Origin of the sequence: Dietzia cinnamea NBRC 102147 (genome assembly GCF_001571065.1) — a bacterium.
Taxonomy (GTDB): Bacteria; Actinomycetota; Actinomycetes; order Mycobacteriales; family Mycobacteriaceae; genus Dietzia; species Dietzia cinnamea.
In genome coordinates, this window is the sequence record NZ_BCSW01000035.1 from 21,329 (window position 1) to 28,844 (window position 7,516).

Annotated in this window: 5 protein-coding genes; 3 read left to right on the forward strand and 2 right to left on the reverse strand. The window is 71.4% G+C overall.

The features are described from left to right. Window positions 1–74: 74 nt before the first annotated feature. Both DCI01S_RS11895 and glgB read left to right on the forward strand, forming a co-directional pair. Window positions 75–2,093 carry a maltotransferase domain-containing protein gene (locus DCI01S_RS11895; protein ID WP_061229422.1) on the forward strand — a complete coding sequence of 673 codons (2,019 nt, stop codon included), beginning with the start codon at window positions 75–77 and terminating at the stop codon, window positions 2,091–2,093. 11 nt (window positions 2,094–2,104) lie between these two features. Further along, complete coding sequence (gene glgB, locus DCI01S_RS11900; RefSeq protein WP_232303152.1) at window positions 2,105–4,423, forward strand: 1,4-alpha-glucan branching protein GlgB; 2,319 nt, start codon at window positions 2,105–2,107, stop codon at window positions 4,421–4,423. 88 nt (window positions 4,424–4,511) lie between these two features. On the opposite strand, the gene DCI01S_RS11905 is transcribed toward glgB, so the two are convergent. Together DCI01S_RS11905 and DCI01S_RS11910 are read right to left on the reverse strand one after the other, a co-directional pair. Next, entirely contained in the window at window positions 4,512–5,456 is a 945-nt protein-coding gene (locus tag DCI01S_RS11905; protein ID WP_007627604.1) for a tetratricopeptide repeat protein, read from the reverse strand. A 35-nt stretch (window positions 5,457–5,491) separates the two neighbouring features. Further along, window positions 5,492–6,691: an acetyl-CoA C-acetyltransferase gene (locus DCI01S_RS11910; RefSeq protein ID WP_007627606.1), complete on the reverse strand. Its 1,200-nt coding sequence runs from the start codon at window positions 6,689–6,691 to the stop codon at window positions 5,492–5,494. Window positions 6,692–6,767: 76 nt separating this feature from the next. Here DCI01S_RS11910 and mce point away from each other — a divergent pair, with 76 nt between their 5' ends. Continuing rightward, on the forward strand, window positions 6,768–7,238 hold the full coding sequence (gene mce, locus DCI01S_RS11915; RefSeq protein WP_007627608.1) for a methylmalonyl-CoA epimerase: 471 nt from the start codon (window positions 6,768–6,770) through the stop codon (window positions 7,236–7,238). Window positions 7,239–7,516: the final 278 nt, after the last annotated feature.

A 7,516-nucleotide genomic window follows, 5' to 3' on the forward strand; every position in this document is an offset into this window, starting at 1 on the left:
CGACTTCGCTAGCGTCGACGGTGACGGACGTCGCCACTTCGCGGCGCCGACCCGCAGCCGGAAGGAGCACCGACGTGAACGACCGTCTTGCCATCGACGAGGTCCGTCCCCTCGTCTCCTGCGGGAGGTTCCCGTCGAAATCGGTGGTCGGCGAGATACTGCCGATCTCGGCCGTCGTCTGGCGGGAGGGGCACGACGCCCTGTCCGCCAGCCTCGTGGTACGCCGACCCGGCGGCCTCTCCTCGCGCACCACGATGGCGCCCGGTACCGAACCCGACACCGTTCACGCCCTGTTGCCCACCGACGTGCCCGGCATGTGGTCGTTCCGCGTGGAGGCCTGGTCCGACCCCTTCGCCACCTGGCGCAGCGGCATCATCAAGAAGATGGACGCGGGTCAGGACGCCGACGTGCTGGGCAACGAGTTCGAGGTGGGCGCACGCGTGCTCGACCTCGCGGTCGCCCGGGCCACCACCGCGGGGGAGACCGACCGCGCCGCCCTCCTCTCGGGGGCCGCCGACGCGCTGCGCGGTGACGGAGACGCGGCCACCCGCACGGAGCGCGCCCTGTCGGCGGAGGTCGCCGCGGCGCTCGCCACCGACCCGGTGCGCGAACTGGTCACCGTGGGGCAGACCCACCGGGTGTGGGTCGATCGCCGCGAGGCTCAGTTCAGCTCCTGGTACGAGTTCTTCCCCCGATCCACCGGCGGCTGGGACGCCGAGGGCAGACCCGTCCACGGCACGTTCGCCACCTCGCGGGCGTACGTCGACCACGCGGTCGACCTCGGGTTCGACGTGGTGTACCTGCCGCCCATCCACCCCATCGGGGAGATCAACCGCAAGGGTCGCAACAACACACTGACCCCCGACCCGGACGACGTGGGGTCCCCGTGGGCCATCGGTTCACGGGACGGCGGCCACGACGCCGTGCACCCCGACCTCGGTACGACCGAGGATTTCCGGCGTCTCGTCGAGTACGCGGGCGAACGCGGCGTCGAGGTGGCCCTCGATCTCGCGCTGCAGTGCGCGCCCGACCACCCGTGGGCCGCCGAGCACCCGGAGTGGTTCACCGTCCTGCCCGACGGACACATCGCCTACGCCGAGAACCCGCCCAAGAAGTACCAGGACATCTACCCGATCAACTTCGACAACGACCCCGAGGGCATCTACGCCGAGGTGCTGCGCGTGGTCAGGCACTGGACTTCACTGGGCGTGCGGATCTTCCGTGTGGACAACCCGCACACCAAGCCCGCCGACTTCTGGAACCGGCTCATCAGCGAGGTCAAGCGCACCGAGCCCGACGTGTTGTTCCTCGCCGAGGCGTTCACCCGACCGGCCCGGCTGTTCGGGCTCGCCAAGCGGGGGTTCTCGCAGTCCTACACGTACTTCACGTGGAAGACCAGCAAGGCCGATCTGGTCGAGTTCTGCGAGCAGCTGCTGGCCCACGTCGACGAGGCGCGGCCCAACATGTTCACCAACACCCCGGACATCCTGCACGAGTCGCTCCAGCGCGGCGGCCCAGCGATGTTCGCGATCCGCGCCGCCCTCGCCGCGACCCTCTCGCCCGCCTGGGGCGTGTACTCGGGCTACGAACTCTACGAGTGGCAGCCGGTCGCCGAGGGCAGCGAGGAATACCTCGACTCGGAGAAGTACGAACTGCGGCCCCGCGACTTCGCGGCCGCCGAGGCCGCCGGACAGTCGCTGGCGCCCTGGCTGCGCGCGCTCAACCGGATCCGGCGCGAGCACCCCGCGCTCCAGCAGCTGCGGACCCTGCACTTCCACGACGTCGACAACGACCAGATCCTCGCCTACTCCAAGATCGATCCCGCCACCGGCGACACCGTCCTGACCGTGGTCACCCTGGACTCCCTCGGCGCGCAGGAGGGCACCCTGCACCTGGACATGGCGGCGCTCGGCTACGACGACGACGCCCGGTTCAGCGTCCGCGACGAGGTGTCGGGCACCGAGTTCCACTGGGGGTCGAGCAATTACATCCGGCTCGAGCCGTGGTCCGCGGTCGCGCACATCGTCTCGATCCCACCCTGCTCCGAAGCACGTAGGGTCGAACTGTCCTACCGAACGCACACCGTGGATTGAGGCGAACGACCATGGGAAAGCACAAGAAGCAGGACCCCGCGACCGCCCGGCGCCGGCCGGAGAAGACCTCGTCGTCGTCGCCGTCATCCCCGGCGGCACCCGCGACACCCGGGCCGGCCGCGAGCCCCGCTCCGGCCGCCGCCCCGCATCCCACGCCTCTCACCGACGAGGTGCTCGGTCGGCTGCGCGCGGGCACCCACCACGATCCCCACTCGGTGTACGGGACGCACCGCGACGGAGACGGTTCCGTCGTGCGCACCATGCAGCCGGGTGCGGTGTCCGTCGAGATCGACTTCGGTGACCGGACGGTCCCGATGGAGCCCGTCTCCGACGGCCTGTTCCAGGCCGCGCTGCCCGAGGCCGAAGTGCCCGACTACCGCTACCGCGTCGCCTACGCGGACGGCCACACCCGCACCGTCGCCGACGGCTACCGGTTCCTGCCGACCCTGGGCGAGGTCGACCTGCACCTCATCGGTGAGGGACGCCACGAGCGCCTCTGGGACGTGCTCGGTGCGCACGTCCGCACCTACGACTCCCCCGGCGGGCCGGTCACCGGGACGTCCTTCGCCGTGTGGGCGCCCAACGCCCGCGGCGTCAGCGTGGTCGGCGACTTCTGCGGCTGGAACCCCGTGGCGCTGCCCATGCGCTCGATCGGCTCCTCCGGCGTGTGGGAACTGTTCGTCCCCGACGTCGGCGACGGCGCCGTCTACAAGTACCGCGTCCGGGGTGCCGACGGGCGGACCGTCGACCACGCCGACCCCATGGCCGTCGCGACCGAGGTGCCCCCCGCCACCGCGTCGAAGGTGTTCACCTCCGCCTACGAGTGGAACGACGACGAGTGGATCGCCGCCCGCGCGACCCGCGACCACTCGCGCTCCCCCATGACCATCCTCGAGGTCCACGTCGGCTCCTGGCGGCCCGGACTCGACTACCGCGAGTTCGCGCACCAACTCGCCGAGCACGTCCTCTCCACCGGGTTCACCCACGTCGAACTGATGCCCGTCGCCGAGCACCCGTTCGGCGGCTCGTGGGGCTACCAGGTCTCCGGCTACTTCGCCCCCACCAGCCGGTTCGGCTCCCCGGACGACCTGCGCTACGTGATCGACCACCTGCACTCACTCGGCATCGGCGTCCTGGTGGACTGGGTCCCCGCGCACTTCCCCAAGGACGAGTGGTCCCTCGGCCGGTTCGACGGCACCCCGCTGTACGAGCACGGCGACCCCCGGCGCGGCGAACAGCCCGACTGGGGCACCTACGTGTTCGACTTCGGCCGGCGCGAGGTCCGCAACTTCCTCGTCGCCAACGCCCTGTACTGGGCCGACGAGTTCCACGTCGACGGCCTCCGTGTGGACGCCGTCGCCTCGATGCTCTACCTCGACTACTCCCGCGACGAGGGACAGTGGACGCCCAACATCCACGGCGGCCGCGAGAACCTCGAGGCCATCTCGTTCCTCCAGGAGGTCAACGCCACCGTCCACCGCAAGCACCCCGGCGTCCTCACCGTCGCCGAGGAGTCCACCTCGTGGGGCGGCGTCACCGCCCCCACCTACACCGGCGGCCTCGGCTTCTCCATGAAGTGGAACATGGGTTGGATGAACGACACCCTCCAGTACGTGGGCCTGGACCCGATCTACCGCGGCTACCACCACGGCGAGATCACCTTCTCGCTCATGTACGCCTGGAGCGAGCGCTTCGTCCTCCCCCTCAGCCACGACGAGGTCGTCCACGGGAAGGGCTCCATGTGGGAGCGCATGCCCGGCTCCTCGTGGGACCGCGCCGCCGGGATCCGCAGCCTCTACGCCTACATGTGGGCCCACCCCGGTAAGAAGCTCCTCTTCCAGGGACTGGAATTCGGCCAGACCACCGAGTGGAACGCCGAGCGCGGGGTCGCGTGGGACGACCTCGAGGGCTGGGAGGGCGAGTACCACCGCGGCATCCGCGACTGCGTGCGCGACCTCAACGCCCGCTACGCCGAGAACCCCGGTCTGTGGGCGCTCGACGACGACCCCTCGGGCTTCTCGTGGATCGACGCCAACGACTCCGAGCACAACACGCTGTCGTTCCTGCGGACCGACCACGACGGCAGCACCATCGCGTGTGTCGTGAACTTCTCCGGCGCGCCTCTCGGCGACTACCGCATCGGCCTCCCCGAGGGCGGGTACTGGGAGGAGATCCTCAACACGGATGCCGAGGCCTACGAGGGGTCCGGCGCCGGCAACTACGGCGGCGTCCACGCCGAGCAGATCTCCCACCACGGGCGGCCCTACTCCGCCGCGATCACGGTCGGCTCCCGCGCGACCGTGTGGTTCCGCCACACCCCCACCGGATAGCGGAGAGCCGTCGGCGGCCCCGGGCAGGGGCCCGCCGACGGCTCGACGCGGGGCACCGGCGGCCCGACGCGGGGCCACCGGTGATGCGTCAGTACAGGGCGCTCGCCAGGTCGCGGCGCGCGGCCAGCACCCGCGGATCATCCGCCGGCAGCGCGTCGAGGAGCTCGAGCAGCCTCGCACGCAGGGCGGCACGGTCGTCGCCGGTGGTGACGCGGACGGCGCCGACCAACCCGGAGAAGGCGGTCTCGTACTCGCCGGCCACAAGCGCCGCGTCCGCGGCCCGCAGCGCCTCGGGCACCGCACCCTCGCCCGCGTCCGCGTCCTCCGACACGCGCCGCGCCGCCCGGACGTACCGCAGCGCCTCGACGAGCGTGTGATCGCCCGGGCGCGCGTCCACGAGCGCGGTGAAGCGCTCCTCGGCGGCCGCGAGATCCCCCTCTGCCAACGCCTCCTCCGCGGCGTCCCGCTCGGGATCCGACGCCTCGTCCGGCTCGGTCTCCCCGGTCTCCGGGGCCGGCCCGCTCAGCTTGCCTTCGGTCGCGCGGAGCACGGCCGCGAGCCACTGGCGGAGGGCGTCCTCGGGCTGCTCGCCCTCGAAGTCCGCGAGCGGCCGCCCGGCCGCGACGGCGTAGACCGTCGGCACCGCGCGCGCCTGGAGGGCCTGCGCGATGCCCGGAGCCACGTCGACGTCGACCGTCGCGTGCACCCACTGGCCCCCGGCCTCCTCGGCCAGGGCCGCCAGCGTCGCCGTCAGCGCGGTCGGCGCCCGCTGCGACACGAGTTCGAGTATCACCGGCACCTGGGCGGAGCGGACGAGGACCTCCTGCTCGAAGGAGGCCTCGTCCACCTCCACCCGCACCCGCGACCCCCCGTCCTGCGGCGGACCGCCCTGACCCGGGGCGCGACCGGGGGCGGCCGCGTCCCGGCGGGTCTCGGCTCGCTTCTTCAGGCCGGAGAGATCGACGGCGCCGGCGAGCGACGCCGCGAGCTTCTGCTCGGCGGCGGACGGGGGTCGGTTACCTGGTCTCGTCACGTCTCCGATCCTTCCACGATGCCCGGACGGGGGTGTCAGCCGGCCGCGGGCACCCGGATGAGCAGGGCGTCACCCTGGCCGCCGCCGCCACAGAGCGCGGCCGCGCCGAGTCCGCCGCCCCGCCGGGCGAGCTCGAGCGCCAGCGTGAGGACGACGCGGTTACCGGACACACCGATCGGGTGGCCGATGGAGATGGCCCCGCCGTTGACGTTGACCTGGTCCGAGCTGAGCTCGAGCATCCGGGTCGAGTGCAGCCCGACGGAGGCGAAGGCCTCGTTGAACTCGAACAGGTCGATGTCCTTGACATCGATGTCCGCACGCCTGCAGGCGTCCAGCACCGCGTCGGCGGGCTGGTGCTGAAGCGTCGAGTCCGGGCCGGCGACCGTCCCGTACCCGACGATCTCGGCCAGGACGGTCCAGCCCTCGGCCTCGGCGCGCGCGGCGCTGGTGACGATCACCGCGGAGGCACCATCGGAGATCTGCGACGACGATCCGGCCGTGATGGTGCCGTCCTTGGAGAAGGCAGGCTTGAGCTTGGCCATCGACTCGGGCGTTGAGTCGGGGCGCACCCCCTCGTCGGTGTCCACCACGGTCTCGCCCTTGCGGCCCTTGACCGTGACCGGCACGATCTCGTCGGCGAACCGGCCCTCCGCGGCGGCGGCGGCCGCGCGCTGGTGGGAGATCGCGGCGAACTCGTCCTGGTGCTCACGGGTGATCTCGAGCTCGACGTTGCGGGCCTCGGTGAGCGCGCCCATCGGCTGGTCCGTCGGCACGTCGTGCAGGCCGTCGAAGGCCATGTGGTCCAGGACCTCGATCGAGCCGTACTTGTAGCCGGCCCGGCTCTTGGGCAGCAGGTGCGGGGCCTGCGACATGGACTCCTGGCCGCCCGCGACGACGACCTCGGAGTGGCCCGAGCGGATCGCCTGGTCGGCGAGCGCGATGGCGGTGAGCCCGGACAAGCACATCTTGTTGATGTTCAGCGCGTCGACGCGCTTGGGGATACCGGCCGCGAGCGACGCCTGCCGCGCGGGCATCTGACCGTTACCGGCGGACAGAACCTGACCCATGATCACCTGGTCGACGGCCTCGGCGGGGACGTTCCCGCGCTCGAGGGCGGCGCGGATCGCGATGCCGCCCAGCTCGGGAGCGGACAGGGAGGACAGGCCTCCCTGCAGGCGGCCGAACGGGGTACGGGCACCGGAGACGATGACGGTGCGGGTGGGGTCGGCGGTCATGGGACACCTTCCGATCGAGGGGAAACGACTGTACTGGCCAAACTACCGGGAAGGGGGAACGGATAACGTGGCAGGTATGACCACTACCCCAACCGGCCAACCCCTGCTGCCCTCCGAGCTCGTCGTGGCGATCGACCACGTCGGCGTGGCGGTGCCCGACTTCGACGCCGCGGTGGCCTGGTACCGCGACAACCTGGGCATGGAGAACCTCCACGAGGAGGTCAACGAGGAGCAGGGCGTGCGCGAGGCGATGCTCGGATCGCCCGGTCGCCCCGAGGGCAGCGCCCTCCTCCAGGTCCTGGCACCGCTCGACGAGACCTCGACGATCGCCAAGTTCATCGACCGCAACGGGCCCGGTATCCAGCAGATGGCGGTCCGTGTCACCGACATCGACGCGATCACCGAGCACCTCACCGGCCGCGGCGTCCGGGTCCTGTACCCCGCGCCCAAGCGGGGCACGGCCGATTCCCGCATCAACTTCGTGCACCCGAAGGACGCGGGCGGCGTGCTGCTCGAGCTGGTCGAGCCCGCCTCCGACCAGCACTAGGAGGCTGCTGAACAAGGCGCCATTGGGGGTTGCGGTGGTGTGAGCGGCTTGCGGATCGGTCTCGGTGGGCCGTCAAGCGGCGATTCAGGTCAGCGCTCTGGGTACGGCGACTGGGAGCGATGCGCCCGCCTGTGGTCCTCGTGTGGCTGACCGGCCTGCAGCAGGGAGGTTCATGAGGCCCTGGTTACTGGGTCAGGCCAGGGCCCAGGTCCCGTTCTCCATGGTCAGCCCCATGGCGAGCAGGCGTCGTAGGTTGAGGGCGGCGGCGCGGTGGTGGT

Excerpts from the sequence above, each read along its gene's own strand:
- DCI01S_RS11910 (WP_007627606.1), bottom strand. The coding sequence starts at position 6,691 with ATGACCGCCGACCCCACCCGCACCGTCATCGTCTCCGGTGCCCGTACC.
- mce (WP_007627608.1), top strand. The coding sequence starts at position 6,768 with ATGACCACTACCCCAACCGGCCAACCCCTGCTGCCCTCCGAGCTCGTC.
- glgB (WP_232303152.1), top strand. The coding sequence starts at position 2,105 with ATGGGAAAGCACAAGAAGCAGGACCCCGCGACCGCCCGGCGCCGGCCG.